The sequence below is a fragment of the Paraburkholderia sp. XV genome, from assembly GCF_020177535.1.
GTDB classification, from domain to species: Bacteria; Pseudomonadota; Gammaproteobacteria; order Burkholderiales; family Burkholderiaceae; genus Paraburkholderia; species Paraburkholderia caribensis.
Genome location: NZ_JAGUUD010000146.1, coordinates 1 through 16,945, shown reverse-complemented (window position 1 = coordinate 16,945; position 16,945 = coordinate 1). Strand labels below are relative to the sequence as shown.

Below are 16,945 nucleotides of genomic sequence, written 5' to 3'. Positions count from 1 at the left end.
AAAGAAAAGTAGGTGCCGCCCCGCACAGGGGCGACGCCTGAAGCGAGCTAACAAAACGCGGATGCCAGCGAAAGCAAAAGCAAACCGCGAATGCCAGCGCAAAAACAACCACACCGACCGGCAACGCCTAAAAAACCCGAAACGGGCCAGAACAACACCAAAACCTCAAACCCCGCGCTGCGTCCGCGCCGACGCCCCCCCTTCCAATGACTTAACCCCCAGCGCTTCCGCCTTAAGAACAAAATCAGCCAACGACCGGGACTCCATCTTCTTCATAGCCTGCCCGCGGTGAATCTTGACAGTAATCTCACTGAGATTCATCTCAGCAGCAATCTGCTTATTCATGAGCCCGCTAGCAACAAAAGCCATCACTTCACGCTCTCGCGGCGTCAGCGACTCATACCTTTTCCGCAAGTCAGAAACCGAACGTTCGGACTTTCTCCGTTCCTCGTCCTTGGCGAGCGCAGTCGCAACCGCATCGAGCATGTCCTGATCCCGAAACGGCTTGGCCAGAAAATCCATCGCGCCAGCCTTCATCGCCTTCACCGACATCGCAATATCGCCATGCGCCGTCATGAAGATAATCGGCACATGCACATTGCCCGCAGCAATCTGCTCCTGCACAGCAAGCCCGCTCTGCCCCTTCAGCCGCACATCCAGAATCAGGCAACTGGGAATATCAGGCTTGTCCAAAGACAAAAACTCCTGCGCAGACGCAAAAGCCTCAACCCGCAAACCCACCGACCGCAGCAACATCGTGACGGCCGCGCGCATCGAATCGTCGTCGTCGACGACATAAACGATCGACTGATTCGGGTCGTTCATTTCATCACTGCTCATCGCACGTTCCTTTATCGATCGGCAAAACGAATTGCATCGTTGCGCCCCGTCCCTCTTCAGACTCGGCCCAGATACGCCCGCCGTGCGCCTCGACGATCGACCGGCAGATCGACAGCCCCATCCCCATGCCGTCCGCCTTGGTCGTGAAGAACGCGTTGAAAAGCCGCCCCACGTTCTCCTCGCTGATGCCGGTTCCCGAATCTTCGACGGCGACCTGCCCATAATGCCCGTCCACGCGGCTCGTGGCGATGCACATGCGCCGCGCCTGTCCCGTGATACCTGCCATCGCCTGCACGCCATTCATCACGAGATTGATGACCACCTGCTGAAGCTGCACACGGTCGCCGCACACCAACGGCGGCGGCTCCGCGTAGCTGGCTTCCAGCTCGACCCGCGCGGCGTCCAGTTCACGCCGCACAAGCTCGATTGATTCTCTCACGATACCGTTCAGATCGAGCACCGCCTGGCTCGGATCGCGCTTCTGCGCCATCGAGCGAATCTGGCGGATCACGTCGCTGGCGCGCTTCGCGTCGCGCACCATCTGACTGATCGACTGGCCGACCTCGCCGAGATCGGGCTTCGCGCGGTTCAGCCAGCGCGACGCGGCGTCGCCCGCCGTGACGATCGCAGCGAGCGGCTGCGTGACTTCATGCGCAATCGACGCAGCCAGTTCGCCGAGCATCGTCACGCGCGTGACATGCGCGAGTTCCGCCGTCGAACGGTCGAGCGCATCCTGCGCGAGATGGCGCTCCGTCACGTCCATCAGCGCGCCCACGTATTCGACGCTGGCCGACTGCGGCACGGCCAGATGCGCGACGTAGTGCACATACTTGATGCGCCCGTCGGGCATCTGCAGCCGGTGCTCGACATCGACATACGGCGCGCCCGACCGCCCCGATTCGTACGCCTCGCGCACCAGTGCGAGATCGTCGGGATGCGTGCGCGCCAGGATCAGCTCCATGCCCGGCGTGTAGTCAGGCGAATACTCGAAGATCCGATAAGTCTCGTCCGACCACCACATCGCGCCCGCGGGCAGGCGCGTGGCGATGCTGCCCGTGCGGCTCAAACGCTGCGCGTCGGACAGGAACGCCTCGCTGCGCTCCAGCGCCTGCTCGGCCTGCTTGCGCTCCTCGATATCGGTATTCACGCCGTACCAGCGCAGAATCTGGCCGTTCTGATCACGCAACGGGTCCGCGCCGATATGCATCCACCGGTACGAGCCGTTGCTCTGGCGGATGCGTGCGACGTTCTCGAACGGCTTGCCCGTGGCAATCGCGCCGCGCCACGCCGCATGCATCGCAGGCCAGTCGTCGGGATGCACGATCGACGTCCACACGTCGCCGCTGCCACCCGTCAGCGTGATGCCAAGCTCGTTCCAGCGGCGGTTGATGTAGCTCAGTTCGCCATCGCGCGACGAACTCCAGACCATGCCGGGAATCGCGTCGATGGTCGCGCGCAGGTCCTCCTGCTGCCGCTGCAACTCGGCTTCCATGCGCTTGCGCATCGTGATGTCGTTGTTGGTCGCGAGTATCGCGCGCGGCCTGCCCTTGTCGTCGCGCCACAGCGCAAAGCGGCTCGACACGATGACGGAGCTGCCGTCGCTGCGCACGCGCTCCAGTTCACCTTCCCAGCGGCCCTTGCGCACGACCTCGTCGCGCAATTCGTGAACGGGAATGGATGAGCTGGTGCGCGTCAGTTCGTGGATGCGCTGGCCGATTGCCTGCTCGGCCGTCCAGCCGTACAGTTCCTCGGCGCCCTGGTTCCAGAACGTGATGCGGTCGCTCATGTCGTACGCGACAATCGCGTCGTGCGTCAGGTTCAGCAACTGGATCTGCTCCTGCAGCCGTGCGGTGTTCGCCTGGTTGCGCAGCGAGAGAAACGAGGTCGTGCCAATTGCAAGCAGGCTCACGATGCCGCGCGCAATCGAGCCGCCCGAATAGTTCTCGTCGTGCGACATCAGAAAAGCGATCACCGTCAGCGCCGCACAGGCGCATGCCGTGGCGATCGTGGCATGCCGCAAGCCCGTCGACGCGACGAGCATCACGACGACCACATACAGCACCGCAATCGCGATGTCGAGCGGCGTCAGCGCGTCGATCACGAACACGATCACGCCGACGATGCCCGCCAGAGAAAAGAGAACGCGCGCGTCGCGAGCCGACGTCATCCCTGCCGCCTGGCGGAACATCATGACGCCCCGAGAACGTGCGGTATGGCTATAGAGTGGAATGAACGGCACATCTTCGGCATAGGCGTTCCTCGAGAGCGCTGGTGTGCGGCATTTATTTGCGGCATTTATTTACGGCATTTATTTGCGGCATTTAGTAGCGGCATTATTAGCGGCATTTCCCAGCCGCATTTTTCAGCGGGCGGCGCAACCCTGATTCGCGCCGCCACACGCGTCGCTCGACAGTCGGACATCCCGCAAGCCGGCCCATTTCAATCCGGTAAGGATTCTATCCGAATAGCTCGAGAACCCGTGTCATAGGGCCGCGGCGCGGCAAACCGCGCCGGCCTCATTCGCCCTGCGAGCCGTCGGGTTCGAGCCGCGCGAGGCAGCGCGACACTTCAGCGCCGTCGACAGGTTTGGTCAGCACGCACATCGCGCCCAGGTCGAGTGCCTGGCGGCGCACCGCGTCGGAAGCGAATGCGGAGATGAAAATGATGGGCTGCGTCACGCCCTTGTCGAGCAGATGACGATACATGTCGAGACCGCTCATGCCGGGCATTTGCACGTCGGAGATGATGCACGCGACCTGGTCCACGTCGGATGCGAGGAACGCCTCGGCCGATGCGTACAGCCGGACATCCCAATCCAGCGAACGAACGAGGCTAGACATCGCGGTGCGGACGGATTCGTCGTCGTCGATGACTGAAGCGATCGGATGGTTGTGCAAGCGACTTTCCTCGGCCGTTGGTTTGCGACGGCACCATACTGCGTCATGCCGTTCAAGATGATTCCATCTTATGGGAATCGTCGCGCCGCGAGAATCATATGTAGGTATAGTGCTGGCCCTCCGCACGGCTGTGCGCACCGCCCGGCAAGCCCGGCCGGCCTGCCTTACGGCACATTCCAGCCCTGCCGCCGTGCGTTTCGAAACCTGCTCGTGCCATGCGGAAACCCGTTTGCGCGCGGCCTTACTACATTGTCGACGTCGCGGGCAAGCGCCCGGCTCGCCCCATCGCGACGGGATGCACCGTCTTTTTGCAAACGAGGAAAACAACGTGTCCGCCGTCATTGAACATCTCGAAGGCGAAGCGCGCGAGCGGCTGATCGTCTGGCTCAAGCGCCGCATGCAGGAGTGCAATATCACATTGGAAGCGCTGCAACATGCGCTGCAGCAGGATATCGACGAAGCGAAACGGGTCCGCTACCGCGATGCGTCGGGAAACACATGGACGGGCGACGGCGAGCACCCGGAATGGCTGCGCCGCGCGGTCGCGGCGGGGCAAAGCGTCGATCACTTTCTGTGCGAGTGACGCGCACGGCCACAAGATGCGATCGGCGCGAATGCGGCATCTCGCAGGTCGTTAAGCGGCTCTTCATGTTGCCGTCCGTATCATGGCGGCGGTTCCTGTGCACCCCCTCGCAACCGCGGGAACCGATTTAGCCGACGACGACGTCGGCTTTTTTTCGCGCCGATCCCACGCGCGCAGCGGCTGTCGCGCTAAGCGTGGCGCTCGGGCGGCACAACGCCCGTCAGCACGTCCAGCACATACTCCTTGACCAGCGCGCGCACGTCGCCTGACGTATTGCCGAATTCGGCGCCGACCAGGGTTTCCCCGTCCTTCGTGCGGCGGTTGCGCGCGATGCAGTTCAGCGGCGCCGTGCGCACGCGCCCGGCACGCGCGAGCGGCAGCGAGAGCTTGAAGTGCTCGCCGGGCGCGAGCGAATTCGAGTTCGCGTTCACCAGCAGGCCGACGCCCGCAGCGCTCAGATCGACTGCGCGTACCTCCGTCCCCGCCATGGGCCGGTCGTTTTGCGAGAGGCGCGCGGTCACGTCGATGCCGACGCGCACGTGCCGACGCAACGCCCGCGAGCGGACTTCCGTGGGGTAACGCAGATACAGCACGTCGAACGGCGACGTATGCCGGCCGACGACTTCCGATTCGAACGCATGGCGATAGCGCCCCGCGATGAACTGGCCTTCGACAGCCTCGCCCGGCGCGAACGCGGGATCGACGCCCGCGCCCGCGAGCAGCAGGCTGACGTCGTCGAGTGCGCCGACGAAGCGGGTGCGCGAGGAAATGGCCGGGCCGTTTGCCAGCGTGATCACGAAGTCTTCCGGGATGCAGCCCGACACGGGAAAGGGGCCAACCAGCGTCTGGTCTTCGTGACCGCGCCGCGCGCGCCCGGCGGACGGAGGCGTGATGTCCGCGTCCTCAGGTCCGGCGTCCTCGCGCCGCTCGCCGGGAAACGGCTGCCTGAACGGCCCTTGCACAAACAGCCGTTCGCATTGCGCTGCGCTGTGAACGATGTGCCCGCGCGCCATCAGCAGCCTGCCGTCCGCCGTGTAGACGGAAAACGGCAGTGGAACCCCGATCGTGACCTCCCGTTGCGACAGCGGCACCAACGGCATGACTCGTTTTCTCCTCTCGAACTTTTTACCGCATCGCAATCGTGCAGTATGCGCAGCGCGTGCAGGCAGCAAGTATGCACGACGTGGCGGTCATGACCAACCTGGCAAACGTTTGTCCGAGCCGATTGTCCGGGCAGACGTATGCAAAACGCCGTCGTGCGCAACGCCCGGCTCGCAAAGGTTGGTTTCCAGCGGCTCAAGAATCTTCGTCGCGGCGCGTCCCTATAATGGCCGCCATCGTCGCCTCGTTTGCGTTAGCGAGTTTCGCGTGCTATCACGGGACAATCCCCGCCTACTGCACAGGACAATCCGACATGACTACCCAGGCACTCACTTCCGGCATCGATCACGTTGGTCTCGCCGTGCGCGATCTGAACCTGACGCGTGACTTCTTCGTCGAATGCCTGCAATGGAAGCAGGTCGGCGAAAAGCCGGACTACCCCGCCGCGTTCGTGTCGGATGGACACGTGATGCTGACGCTGTGGCAAGTCACCAATCAGGCGAACCTCGTAGCGTTCGACCGCAAGACCAACGTCGGCCTGCATCATCTTGCGTTGCGTGTCGGCAGCGAGGAGGCGCTCAGCGAGATTTTCAGGCGCGTCTCGCAGTGGCCCGGCGTCAAGGTCGAGTTCGCGCCGGAGAATCTCGGCGCTGGACCGAAACGTCACACGATGATCTATGAACCCGGCGGCATCCGGCTCGAGTTCGACTTCGATCCGCGTCTCAAGGCAGCTGGCTGAGCAGCGTATTGCACTCGCCCACTGCTAATCCATGACGGGCAGAAAAGGCCGCGGCGATGACCTATCACCGCGGGTGATACCCCTATCAAAACAAACCGCGCGTTCTTCTCGTGATCTGTTGCTAGAGTGATGCCAGTGCAGTCGGGCAGCAACAGAGCAGAGGTTGAACATGGACCAGCTTTACATGTTGAGGGCGTTCGTCTCGGCGGCGCAGCATCAAAGTTTCAGCAAGGCGGCTGCCTCGCTGGGCGTGACGACTGGCTCGATTTCTAAAGCGATTGCGAAGCTGGAAACTTCCATCCAGACGCGCGTGCTCCATCGCACCACGCGCTCCGTCACGCTGACGGAAGAAGCGCAATCGTATTACCTCAGTTGCTGCCGCCTGCTCGAAGAACTCGACGAAGCGAATCGCCGCATCATGCGCGAGCGCGAAGTGGACAGCGGCAAGCTGCGTCTCGTGATTCATCCGATGCTGGTGAGCGAGACGTTCTCGCAGTTCCTGTCCAGTTATCGCGCCGTCGCGCCGAACGTGAACCTCGTCGTTTCCGTGGACGAAGGCGCCGTCAATCTCTATGACGGACAGTTCGATATGGCGATGCTTCCGCCGCATCAGGTCGAGCAGTCCGCCGTCATTCGCAGAACCTTGTTCAAATCGTCGAGGTCGCTGGTCGCATCCGCCGATTATCTGGCGCAACGCGGCACGCCGCACCGCGCGGCGGATCTCGCCGGGCACTTTCTGCTGTTGCCGTCCCAGTCGCGCCAGCGCAGCACGAACTACGTGCAGGTGATCGAAAACGGCCAGCCTGTGCAGGTGATTCCGATGTCGTCGATGGACGGCAACGACGTGCTGTTGCGCGCGGCGGCGCTGGCGGGTGCCGGCATTGCGGAGTTACCGGAGGCCATGGCGCGGGAAGATGTGGCGATGGGCAAGCTGGTGCCCGTTTTGCCCGGCTGCTCGATCTCGGACAGCGAAGTCGAAATCTGTCTGTTCTATTCGCACCGGGAATTGCTGCCGGCGCGCTTCAGAACCTTTGTCGACTTTTGCACCGAGTTCTTTCGCCTCAACAGCGCACGGCGGCGGGCACCCTTGCCGGATGCCCAGGCGCAGGCTGCTTAAGTTACTGACTTAGGCTGCCGCCATCACGGGGCCGAGCCGCGAGCGCGTCACTTCGACGAATGCCTGCATCGCGCTCGACACGTAGGCGTCATGCCGGCGAATAAACAGCGTCGCAACCTGCGCTTTCTCCGGCGGCAACGAATGAAGCGCGACGATATCCTGCTCCGCCGCGCCCGATACGACGCCGCGCGGCAACAGCGTCACGCCGATACCCGCCGCGACGCACGCGATGATCGCATCGAGCGAACCGAATTCGAGCGGCGTGGCCGTCACGATGCCCATTTCGGCCAGCAGCGCTTCAAGCCGCTGTCGATACGAACAACCCAATCTGAACACGATGGTCTTGAGCTCGGGCACGGCGCGCAGCGCATCCATCGCACGCAGGTTGCGCGGCGTCACCAGCACCAGTTCTTCCTGAAAGATCATTTCCGCGTGCAGTTCGGGATGTTCGACGGGACCCGCGACAAACGCGCCATCGAGCCGGCATGCCGCCACGTCTTCCGTCAGGCTGCAACTTGTGCCCGTCGTCAGGGACAGGCGCACTTGCGGATAGATTCTGGCGAAGTTGCTCAGTATCGGCGAAAGGCGCAGGGCAGCCGTCGTTTCGAGCGTGCCTAAAGCCAGTGCGCCCGCGGGCGGGCCGTCGTCGAGCGCCGCGAGCCTCGCGTCCGCAAGCAGTTTCGCAATGCGCGCCGCGTACGGCAGCATGCGTTGCCCCGCAGGCGTCAGGCTGACGCCGCGCACATGGCGCTGAAACAGCGCCACACCAATCTCCCGTTCGAGAGACCGGATACGCGCTGTCACATTGGACTGAACGGTATGAAGTTCGGCAGCCGCCCGGTTCATGCTGCCGTGACGGGCCACTGCCTCGAACACCTTGAGGTCGGCGACATCCATGCTGTGTACCTCGATGAGATCGACAAGGCCTTGACACTGTCCTCACAGGCCCGCACTGCGCTGGGCGCAGGTCGATCGTCATCCTACACCAAAGCCGGTTTGCGCATTGCCGCGACGTTCACGGCCATGGCTTCTGGCAAGGTCTCAACCCGCCTTTTTGGCCTTGAATTCCTCGCCATTGATGCGACTCGATATGCTGATGTTCTCGCGCGGATGCTCATGCAAGATCACATTGATGATCTTCGGGTCGGAGCCGATCGCGTCGTGCGTGACCTGAATGATGTCTCGCATCAGTTGCTCGCGGCGCGCCGGCGTCAATCCCGCCGCAATATGACATTCGATAAAAGGCATGCTAATACTCCTGCGATGTTTATTTGAGGCGGCTGATCAGTTCTTTGTCGTTGGCTGCGCCTTCCACGTATTCGGGAAGATGCTCGCCATGCTCGACGAAGTTGATGCCCCGGCCCTCGCGAAAGACAATGAAGATGTCATTCTTCGTTTCGCCCGTCGCCTCGCTGACCACACGCAGCAGACCCGCTGCGAGCTGACGCTTCTGTTCGTCCGTTCTACCGTATCGCATGTCACATGAAATCAGGGCCATTCGAACCTCCTGTATGCCTGACGCAATTATTGAATTCCCGGATGCTTCGCCGGGTACACCGCTTCCCGGTTGACCTTCGCGAGGCGTTGCATCAACTCCGCGACGGTACGTTCTTCGAGTCTGGAAACGAGATCGACGATCTCGCCGCGCAGCGTTTCGTCCGCATAGGGCTCGCTTAGCCAGTTGAATTTTTCGACCGTCCGCTCCCACGTGAACGGATTGTCGAGACCGCCTTCAAAGCCCACGTGTTCCTTCGACACCACACGGCCGTCGCGGCAGCGGATCGTGACGCGCGTATTCAATGCCTGCGGGTATTGCGCCGAAAAGGCGGCGTCGGGGCGTATCGTGACTTTCTTCAGCAGCGCTTGCGCGTCGGCTGCCTGGACACGCGCGGGTTCCAGTTGAGCCGGACCGACCTGATCGTCGAGCAAGGCTGCGGCAATCAGATACTTGAGGTTGTAGTCCGCCTGCTCTTTGGTTTGCGGATGGTCTTTTGCACCAAAGCCGCCGCCACCCGCGATGTCATAGCCCATCTGGAAGATGTCGCAAATCACGGCTTCGATGTCGCCGCCCGTTATGGCGTGGGCGCGCTTCAGTTCCAGCGTGGCTTCGAGCACGGGCTGGCCGTGAATCAGCGAGCAGTACTTCTTCATCACAGTCTGATGGACGATCTCCAGCCTCGAATCTTCCCAATCCACTTCGAGCGGTTGATCGAACATACGCACCAGTCCATTCGGCCCTTCGAAAAGACGCAGCGGGCCCGTAAAACCACGCTTCGCAAGCGAGGCCGAATAAACCGCCCGCATGCAGGTGATACCCGGCGAAAAGCCCTTCCAGTACGACACGGGTTCAGAGTGAACGCAGGAGAGCGAGATGTTGTCGACGGTGGCGATGGCGATTGCATGTGCGATTTGATCCGCGTCGAGACCAAGCAGTTTTCCGGAAGCGGCTGCCGACGAAATCGCCAGTTGAATTGCGTGGTTGAATCCCTTCGCCATAACGGGGACGATCGCGGTGATGCGACAGCCGATCTCATACGCAACCGCGAGCGCCAGCATGAACGATTCGCCGTCCGCCGATGCGTGTTCGGCTGCCGCCAGTACCGCGCCGAAGTTGTCGCTCGGATGACAAAGACCGCCTGGCGACATGTAGCTGTCGAGCAGGTCCACGTAACGCACGAGTGCCGAGTTGTACAGCGCCGCCTGATCCGGAGAAGTCGAGCCGCCGCCGATCAGCGTACATGGGCCGCCGCTGCGATATTCGTCGAACTGCTCTCTGAGCGCCTTGAAAGGCGAGCCCGGCAAAGCGGCGATTGCACACCCAAGGCTGTCCAGGATGTTTCGCTTCAGCAGGTGCCGGGTCGGCGGCGTGAGATGACTGGCGCGCGCAACGTCGGCAAACCGGCCGATACGCTCGACAGCGGTAAGAGTGCTCATGGCTTGAAGGTCTCGCATGAAGAACGGGTGGCTCAATGTCGCACCGCGCACTGCGGAGATCAAGCGAAGGGTTTGGATACCGATATCTGCTGCGCTGATAGCGACGATGCATTTTCAGCATGAAGTCTTTCGTCGCCTATTCTCGAAGAGATTGATTATCGTGTTCTCCGGCGCTTTTGTTGCACACCGCTTGTCGTCATGAGGTCGCACTGGACGGGATGCGTGATTTCGGTTGCCAGTCCGCCCGCAAGAAAGAAGAAGATTGCCAAAAGCCGCTTCATGGTTGCCTCCAACATTGAGTCATGCCCTCGTTATAGCGCAGACCATGCGCCCCTTTGTGTCCGAATGTATCGAGGCACCCCGCTGATACAAGAGGATTCAAACACGCGACACGGCGACACAGCCGAGATACGCGAGAACGTTCAAATACAGCCATGTCTTCCACTCAAAGGACGCTGACATGTTCTCCCGAATCAAAACCCTGACCACTGTCGTTGCGATTGCCGCCGTTGCCGGGCTGGGCGCACTGGTCGCCAACAGCGGCGCCGCGACGGCCGTTCCCGTCGCAAAGAACAGCGTCGCACCGGAATTCGCCGGTATCGATCAATGGCTGAATTCGCCGCCTCTGACCATGCAGCAATTGCGCGGAAAAGTCGTGCTCGTCGATTTCTGGACGTACACGTGCGTCAACTGCATCAACACGCTGCCGCATGTCGAGAAGCTGTATCAGAAGTACAAGGATCAAGGGCTCGTCGTGGTCGGCGTGCATACGCCTGAATACGCGTTCGAGCGCGAGACGAAAAAGGTTAAAGCGGCGATTGCCGAATACGGGCTGCATTACCCCGTCGCGCAGGACAACCAGTACGCGACGTGGAACGCTTATGGCAACCAGTACTGGCCCGCCGTCTATCTGATCGACAAGCAGGGGCGCATCGTCTATAGCCATTTCGGCGAAGGCGATTACGACAAGACGGAAGCGGCCGTGCGCGAGCAACTGGCGCGCGCGGGTTGACGTTGGCTAATGTGGCGATAGGGATAAAGCGGGGCGCTTGTGCCGCGCCATCCGCTCAAAACGCGCTGCGATATGCGTACAGTCCCGGCAGGCCGCCCGTCATCAGGAACACGACCTTCGCGCCTGGCCCGATGGCTCTGCTTCTGATGTCGTGCAGCAGGCCGGCGAACGCTTTCCCGCTATACACAGGGTCCAGAAGCAGGCCCTCGACGCTCGCCAGCAGCCGCACGGCTTCACGCATCGCGTCGGTGGGAATGCCGTAGCCTTCGCCGCGCTGCCCGTCCTCGACGATCACGCTCGCGTCGGAAAGAACCGCATCGGGCCGGAGCAGCGCAAGCGTTTCCTTCGCCTTCAGTTGCGTGTTGGACAAGGTGTTCTCATGCGTCGCCAGCACGTTGTGCGACACGACGCGCGTCGGGTCCTCGCCCATCGCCAGCAAACCAGCGACAAGACCCGCCTGCGTGCCGCCGCTGCCGTTGGGCACGGCGATGCGATCGAACGAAATGCCCAGCGCGCGCGACTGGTCGAGCATTTCCATCGCGCACGCCGCATATCCGAGATTGCCGACAGCAGACGAGCCGCCCAGCGGCGCGAGATAGACCTTGTGTCCCGCCTTGCGCAGCTCGTCCGCGCGGTTCTGCGCGAACGCCATGGCGTCGGCGTTGCCGGGCAGATCGTGAATGCGGGCGCCGAGCAGCGCGTCGAGCAGCACGTTGCCATTGTGGACGTAATCGTCGTCTTCGCGCGGCACCATGCGCGTCAGCACGACCTCGCACGCCAGGCCCGCACGCGCGGCCGCAGCAGCCGTGAGCCGGGCGTGATTCGACTGGCGCGCGCCCACCGTGATGATCGTATCCGCGCCTTGCGCGAGCGCTTCACCCAGCAGGAATTCGAGTTTTCGCAGCTTGCTGCCGCCACCGCCAAGGCCCGTGAGATCGTCTCGCTTGACATAGATATCGACGTCACCCACCTGCTTGCTCAAGCGGCTCAAATGCTGGATCGGCGTAGGGCCCTCGATCAATGCGTAACGAGGAAATGCGCTGAGATCGAGAGCAAGTGCGTTTGGCATGCGGAATTCTCCAGGTATTCGGCCACGTTTGTCGCGCAAATGTTAAAGCATCGCTGCGTGCGCCGCACGCGGCGTTCAATGGCCATCAATGCCCGACAATATTGAACATCAGGACACAATCCATGCAATCACTAATCGCGTTTGCACGCGCCTTTGCGGGCTCATGGCCCGGCTTTCCGCTCTCGCTCTCGTTCTCGCTCTCGCTCTCGCTCTCGCAATCCAGCGAGATTCTCGCGTATCACGCCATTCCTCTTTTATGACCTGGTGAGCGCGACGAATCATCGTCGGCAACAGGACTTTCGCTCGTGGCTGACCGACGCGTCGGAAGAAGCCGCCCGCCGCGTCGGCAGCGATGCATCGTATGGTCTGTCGGTCTACCAGAACAACTACCGCCGGCAATTGATCGAATGCCTCGAGCATTCGTTTCCACAGGTACGGACGTTGCTTGGCGCGGATGCCTTTCCACACGCGCCATCACGCACATCGAGCACCGTCTGGCGGCGGCAATTCGTGTCGTGCCTCAAGCGTGTCGACGCCAGCGAGTACGAAGCGCTCCTTCGTCTGCACGAAAACGAAAGCTTTGCAACACTATGCGATCTGCTCGTCGAGCGTCTGGGTGACGCGGACGGCGTGGCGAAAGCGGGTGCGCTGCTGGCGGGATGGCTGGGCAGCGAACTCATCGTGGCGGGAGCGTGTCTGACGGTAGCCGGCTCTCCGCCCATTCCTCAACTACGATCGAGGGGGAGCAAGATGCCGATTGTCACCATTCAGGTCACGCGAGAAGGGACGAAACCCGGCGCGGATTGCGTGACCGTCGAAGAAAAAGCGCAACTCATCAAGGGTGTGAGCCAGGTGTTGCTCGAGGTGCTGAACAAGCCGCTCGAATCCACCTTCGTTGTGATCGAGGAAGTGCCGACGGACAATTGGGGCTGGGGCGGTTTGCCGGCCCTGGAATATCGCAAGCTCAAAGCAGCGAAATCAGCCTGACCAGCAGTCTTCCAACAACGCGTAGCACTTCATTGAAGGAGTTTGCCATGTCGCTCGAAAAGGCGCTTTACACTGCACACGCAACCGCGACGGGAGGTCGTGACGGCCGCGCGACGGTGCCCGAAGCCAACCTTGAATTCAAGCTCACCACGCCAAAAGAACTGGGCGGAAAAGGCGGTGAAGGCGCGAACCCGGAGCAGCTGTTCGCCGCCGGTTACAGCGCCTGCTTTATCGGTGCGATGAAATTCGTTGCCGCACGCGATAAGATCGCGATCCCCGCCGATGCGTCGATCGACAGCAGCGTGGGGATCGGGCCGATTCCAAATGGGTTCGGCATCGAAGTCGAGATGAAAATATCATTGCCGGGTATGGAGCGCGATGCCGCGCAAGATCTCGTCAACAAGGCTCACATCGTGTGCCCGTATTCAAATGCAACGCGTAACAACATCGACGTGAAGCTCACGCTCGTCTGATGCATTGATTCACACCTTCAATTGCTGGCCGCCGTATTATCGCGCGGCCGGCAATAAGCTATTGCGAATCTGAACGGCCGAATCGGAACCACAATTGGGAACCACAATTCGCAATAGCCTGTTCAGTCCAGCAACTCCGTCACCACCGACGGGCTATGCGAATCCATCCAGTCGTATGAATCGCTGAAATGCGCCCATGCCCAGTTGCGCGGCACGGCAGCCGCCTGTGCGTTCTCGCTCGATACTGCTTCGACGCGCATGCGTACGCCTGCGCCGCTATGGTCGTCGATATTCCGGAAGTTCAAAGATTCGCGCTTCATTGCCTGATCCTCAGTAGAGCCTGCCGCGACGTCGAGTTTCAAACGTCGGCCTATAGACGTAGGGTAAACCTCCTGAGGCAATCATCAATCAGGCTGCGCAGAATTCACAGTTTTCAAATCGGGAACAATGCGTGCTGTCGGGTCGATTGACTGCATCGTCAAACATCAGATCAAAGCGCACAAGTGAAAACAGCCCTTCTAAAAAGGGCTGTGCGGGTTGGGTTAAAGTGTGTTACTTCGCGGTCGGCATCGCGAATTCGGCGCCCTTCTCGATGCTCTCCGACCAGCGCTGCATGATCGATTTTTGCTTCGTATAGAAGCGCACACCCTCTTCGCCGTATGCATGCGTGTCGCCGAACAGGCTGCGCTTCCAGCCGCCGAAGCCATGCCACGCCATCGGCACCGGAATCGGCACATTGATGCCAACCATGCCGACTTCGATGCGGCGGCCGAATTCGCGCGCAACATGGCCATCGCTCGTGAAGCACGCCACGCCGTTGCCGAATTCGTGGGCATTGATCAGCTCCACGGCTTCCGTGAAGTCCTTCACGCGCACACAGGCAAGCACCGGCCCGAAAATCTCTTCCTTGTAGATGCGCATCTCCGGCGTCACGTTGTCGAACAGCGTACCGCCCGTGAAGAAGCCGTCTTCATGACCCGCGACCTTCAGACCACGGCCATCCACGACCAGCGTCGCGCCTTCCTTCACGCCCTCGGCGATATACCCTTCGATCCGCTCCAGCGCCTGCCGCGTGACGATCGGGCCCATTTCCGCATCCTGCTCCATACCGTTCTTCACGATCAGGCTGCGGGCCCGTTCGGCGAGCCGCGGCACGATCTTGTCTGCCACGTCGCCAACCAGCAGCGCAACCGAAATCGCCATGCAACGCTCGCCTGCCGAGCCGTAGGCCGCGCCGATCAGCGCATCGACAGCCTTGTCGAGATCGGCGTCGGGCATCACCACCATATGGTTCTTCGCACCGCCCAGCGCCTGCACACGCTTGCCGTGCTTCGCGCCCGTTTCGTAGATGTAGTTCGCAATCGGCGTCGAGCCGACAAAGCTCACGGCCTTGACGTCCCGATGCGTGAGCAACGCATCCACGACCACCTTGTCGCCCTGCACGACATTGAATACGCCGTCGGGCAATCCGGCCTCTTTCAGCAGCCCCGCCATGAACAGCGCAGCCGACGGGTCACGCTCGCTCGGCTTCAGAATGAAGGTATTACCGGCCGCGATCGCGACAGGGAACATCCAGCACGGCACCATGCACGGAAAGTTGAACGGCGTGATACCTGCGACGACGCCGAGCGGCTGCCGCATCGTCCAGTTGTCGATGCCCGTCGAAACCTGTTCCGTGTAGTCGCCCTTGAGCAGTTGCGGAATGCCGCATGCAAATTCGATCACGTCGATGCCGCGCGCCACTTCGCCTTGCGCATCGGAAAACACCTTGCCGTGCTCAGCCGTGATGATGGCCGCGAGTTCGTCGTGGTGACGGTTCATCAGTTCGAGAAAGCGCAGCATCACGCGTGCGCGCTTGATGGGCGGCGTGTCGGCCCACTTCGGAAACGCCGCCTTCGCGCTCGCGACGGCGGCATCGACATCGGCAGCCTCACCAAGCAGCAGCTTGCGGGCCCTGGCGCCTGTGGCGGGATTGAATACGGCCTGGCTACGGCTTCCCGTTCCGCTGACGCGCTCCCCGTGAATGAAATGTCCCACGTCTGCGCTGTCGGTATAGGCTTGCATGTCTCGGCTCCTTCGTGATTGGCTTGAGAAGCAGTGTAGGAAGGTGCGGTCGTGCTGGAAAGAGGCTAACATTGAACTCAATGTTTGCCATCGTGAACAATGAGTGTATGGATACGCAAAATATTGGCGAGCTCTGGACCCATCTGCACTGGCTCACCATGCTCGCCGAACAGGGCACCTACACGGCGGCCGCTGCGCGCCTGGGCGTCAGCAAGGCGGCGATGAGCCAGCGCATCTCCGAACTGGAGCGTGCCGCGGGGATTTCGCTGGTGCAGCGCACGACGCGCAGCGTCCGGCTGACAGAAGCCGGCCAGCAGCTCGTCGACAGCACGCGCGGGCAATATGCGCAGATCGCCGCCAGTTTCGCGCGGGTCCGCGAGCTGTCGGGCGTGCCACGCGGGCTTGTGCGCGTGACGGCGCCTGTCGCGTTCGCGCGGCAGCAACTGGTGCCGAAAATACCCGGATTCCTGGCGGACAATCCCGAGGTTCGGGTGCAACTGGAGGTGTCGGACAGACTGGTATCGTTGGCCACGGAAGGTTTCGATCTCGCCATCCGTCACAGCGCCGAGCCACCCGATACGCACGTCGCGTGGAAACTTTGCGACACGCATTCGGTGATCGTCGCGACGCGCGGCTATCTGCGCAAGCGCGGCATGCCAAAGTCACCGGAAGAACTTGCTTCTCACGATTGCCTCTTTTACCCGCGCTCGTCGGGCGAACCGATGTGGTCGTTCGAGCGCAAGTCGGCGCGAAAATCAGGCACGCGGCCGGTCACCTTGCCCGTCAACGGGCAGTTCTCCGCGAACAATAGCGAAACGCTGCGCGACGCGGCGCTCGAAAGCCTGGGCATTGCGCTGCTGCCGGACTTCACCGCGCAGGCCGCCGTGCAGGCGGGAAAGCTAGTCGTCGTGTTGCCTGACTGGCGCGTGACGGGCGCGTTCGCCGAGCAGCTTTATATCGTGCGGCCTTATGCGTCGCATGTGCCGCGGGCGGTCGGGTTGTTTGTCGGGTATTTGCGCGAGCGCTTTGCGGATGGATTTCCTGTTTGAATCTAGGCGTTTTCGCTGGCATCCACGTTACGTTAGCTCGCTTCAGGCGTCGCCCCTGTGCGGGGCGGCACCTACTTTTC

19 protein-coding genes and 1 pseudogene are annotated in these 16,945 nt (G+C 61.7%); 9 read left to right on the top strand and 11 right to left on the bottom strand.

Going from position 1 to position 16,945, the window contains the following annotated elements; genetic code table 11:
• Positions 1-165: 165 nt before the first annotated feature.
• From KFO72_RS37335 to KFO72_RS37325, 3 genes are all read right to left on the bottom strand, one after another.
• Positions 166-840, bottom strand: coding sequence for a response regulator transcription factor (locus KFO72_RS37335; RefSeq protein WP_054930790.1), 675 nt, complete (start codon positions 838-840; stop codon positions 166-168).
• On the bottom strand, positions 830-3,031 hold the full coding sequence (locus tag KFO72_RS37330) for a PAS domain S-box protein (RefSeq protein ID WP_225034182.1): 2,202 nt from the start codon (positions 3,029-3,031) through the stop codon (positions 830-832). The genes KFO72_RS37335 and KFO72_RS37330 overlap by 11 nt, the downstream gene beginning before the upstream one ends.
• A 325-nt stretch (positions 3,032-3,356) precedes the next feature.
• Positions 3,357-3,737: a response regulator transcription factor gene (locus tag KFO72_RS37325; protein ID WP_054930791.1), complete on the bottom strand. Its 381-nt coding sequence runs from the start codon at positions 3,735-3,737 to the stop codon at positions 3,357-3,359.
• 328 nt (positions 3,738-4,065) lie between these two features.
• Between KFO72_RS37325 and KFO72_RS37320 the strand changes: the two genes are divergently transcribed.
• The gene (locus KFO72_RS37320; RefSeq protein ID WP_054930806.1) at positions 4,066-4,320 is read left to right on the top strand and encodes an H-NS family nucleoid-associated regulatory protein; all 255 of its coding nucleotides are present in this window, start codon (positions 4,066-4,068) and stop codon (positions 4,318-4,320) included.
• 188 nt (positions 4,321-4,508) lie between these two features.
• Here KFO72_RS37320 and KFO72_RS37315 read toward each other — a convergent pair whose 3' ends face one another.
• Positions 4,509-5,420, bottom strand: coding sequence for a PilZ domain-containing protein (locus KFO72_RS37315; protein WP_225034181.1), 912 nt, complete (start codon positions 5,418-5,420; stop codon positions 4,509-4,511).
• A gap of 314 nt (positions 5,421-5,734) precedes the next feature.
• On the opposite strand from KFO72_RS37315, the gene KFO72_RS37310 reads away from it, so the two are divergent.
• Positions 5,735-6,160, top strand: coding sequence for a VOC family protein (locus KFO72_RS37310; RefSeq protein WP_060608564.1), 426 nt, complete (start codon positions 5,735-5,737; stop codon positions 6,158-6,160).
• A gap of 169 nt (positions 6,161-6,329) precedes the next feature.
• On the top strand, positions 6,330-7,277 hold the full coding sequence (locus KFO72_RS37305; RefSeq protein ID WP_054930793.1) for a LysR family transcriptional regulator: 948 nt from the start codon (positions 6,330-6,332) through the stop codon (positions 7,275-7,277).
• 9 nt (positions 7,278-7,286) lie between these two features.
• Here KFO72_RS37305 and KFO72_RS37300 read toward each other — a convergent pair whose 3' ends face one another.
• The 4 genes from KFO72_RS37300 to KFO72_RS37285 all read right to left on the bottom strand — a co-directional run bounded on the left by KFO72_RS37300 (position 7,287) and on the right by KFO72_RS37285 (position 10,211).
• Positions 7,287-8,174 (bottom strand): LysR family transcriptional regulator, encoded by an 888-nt coding sequence (locus tag KFO72_RS37300; RefSeq protein WP_054930794.1) that lies wholly within the window; start codon positions 8,172-8,174, stop codon positions 7,287-7,289.
• Positions 8,175-8,318: 144 nt separating this feature from the next.
• Complete coding sequence (locus tag KFO72_RS37295) at positions 8,319-8,525, bottom strand: tautomerase family protein (RefSeq protein ID WP_054930795.1); 207 nt, start codon at positions 8,523-8,525, stop codon at positions 8,319-8,321.
• A 19-nt stretch (positions 8,526-8,544) separates the two neighbouring features.
• On the bottom strand, positions 8,545-8,775 hold the full coding sequence (locus tag KFO72_RS37290; RefSeq protein ID WP_007579042.1) for a tautomerase family protein: 231 nt from the start codon (positions 8,773-8,775) through the stop codon (positions 8,545-8,547).
• A gap of 26 nt (positions 8,776-8,801) precedes the next feature.
• Complete coding sequence (locus KFO72_RS37285; protein WP_225034180.1) at positions 8,802-10,211, bottom strand: MmgE/PrpD family protein; 1,410 nt, start codon at positions 10,209-10,211, stop codon at positions 8,802-8,804.
• Between the two features lie 460 nt (positions 10,212-10,671).
• On the opposite strand from KFO72_RS37285, the gene KFO72_RS37280 reads away from it, so the two are divergent.
• Positions 10,672-11,223, top strand: a complete 552-nt coding sequence (locus tag KFO72_RS37280; RefSeq protein WP_107204189.1) for a thioredoxin family protein — start codon at positions 10,672-10,674, stop codon at positions 11,221-11,223.
• A gap of 55 nt (positions 11,224-11,278) precedes the next feature.
• On the opposite strand, the gene KFO72_RS37275 is transcribed toward KFO72_RS37280, so the two are convergent.
• Entirely contained in the window at positions 11,279-12,292 is a 1,014-nt protein-coding gene (locus tag KFO72_RS37275; protein WP_224102332.1) for a D-cysteine desulfhydrase family protein, read from the bottom strand.
• A gap of 122 nt (positions 12,293-12,414) precedes the next feature.
• Between KFO72_RS37275 and KFO72_RS37270 the strand changes: the two genes are divergently transcribed.
• The 4 genes and pseudogenes from KFO72_RS37270 (at position 12,415) to KFO72_RS37255 (ending at position 13,752) form a co-directional block, all read left to right on the top strand.
• Complete coding sequence (locus KFO72_RS37270; RefSeq protein WP_225034179.1) at positions 12,415-12,552, top strand: hypothetical protein; 138 nt, start codon at positions 12,415-12,417, stop codon at positions 12,550-12,552.
• 4 nt (positions 12,553-12,556) lie between these two features.
• Positions 12,557-12,745 (top strand): annotated as a pseudogene (locus tag KFO72_RS37265) (putative DNA-binding domain-containing protein); the annotation flags it as partial.
• A 297-nt stretch (positions 12,746-13,042) separates the two neighbouring features.
• Entirely contained in the window at positions 13,043-13,279 is a 237-nt protein-coding gene (locus tag KFO72_RS37260; protein WP_054930809.1) for a tautomerase family protein, read from the top strand.
• 47 nt (positions 13,280-13,326) lie between these two features.
• On the top strand, positions 13,327-13,752 hold the full coding sequence (locus KFO72_RS37255) for an organic hydroperoxide resistance protein (protein WP_035993798.1): 426 nt from the start codon (positions 13,327-13,329) through the stop codon (positions 13,750-13,752).
• A 122-nt stretch (positions 13,753-13,874) separates the two neighbouring features.
• On the opposite strand, the gene KFO72_RS37250 is transcribed toward KFO72_RS37255, so the two are convergent.
• Complete coding sequence (locus KFO72_RS37250) at positions 13,875-14,072, bottom strand: hypothetical protein (protein WP_054930799.1); 198 nt, start codon at positions 14,070-14,072, stop codon at positions 13,875-13,877.
• A gap of 232 nt (positions 14,073-14,304) precedes the next feature.
• Positions 14,305-15,816 (bottom strand): CoA-acylating methylmalonate-semialdehyde dehydrogenase, encoded by a 1,512-nt coding sequence (locus KFO72_RS37245; protein ID WP_054930800.1) that lies wholly within the window; start codon positions 15,814-15,816, stop codon positions 14,305-14,307.
• Between the two features lie 107 nt (positions 15,817-15,923).
• Between KFO72_RS37245 and KFO72_RS37240 the strand changes: the two genes are divergently transcribed.
• On the top strand, positions 15,924-16,865 hold the full coding sequence (locus KFO72_RS37240) for a LysR family transcriptional regulator (RefSeq protein WP_060610487.1): 942 nt from the start codon (positions 15,924-15,926) through the stop codon (positions 16,863-16,865).
• Positions 16,866-16,945: the final 80 nt, after the last annotated feature.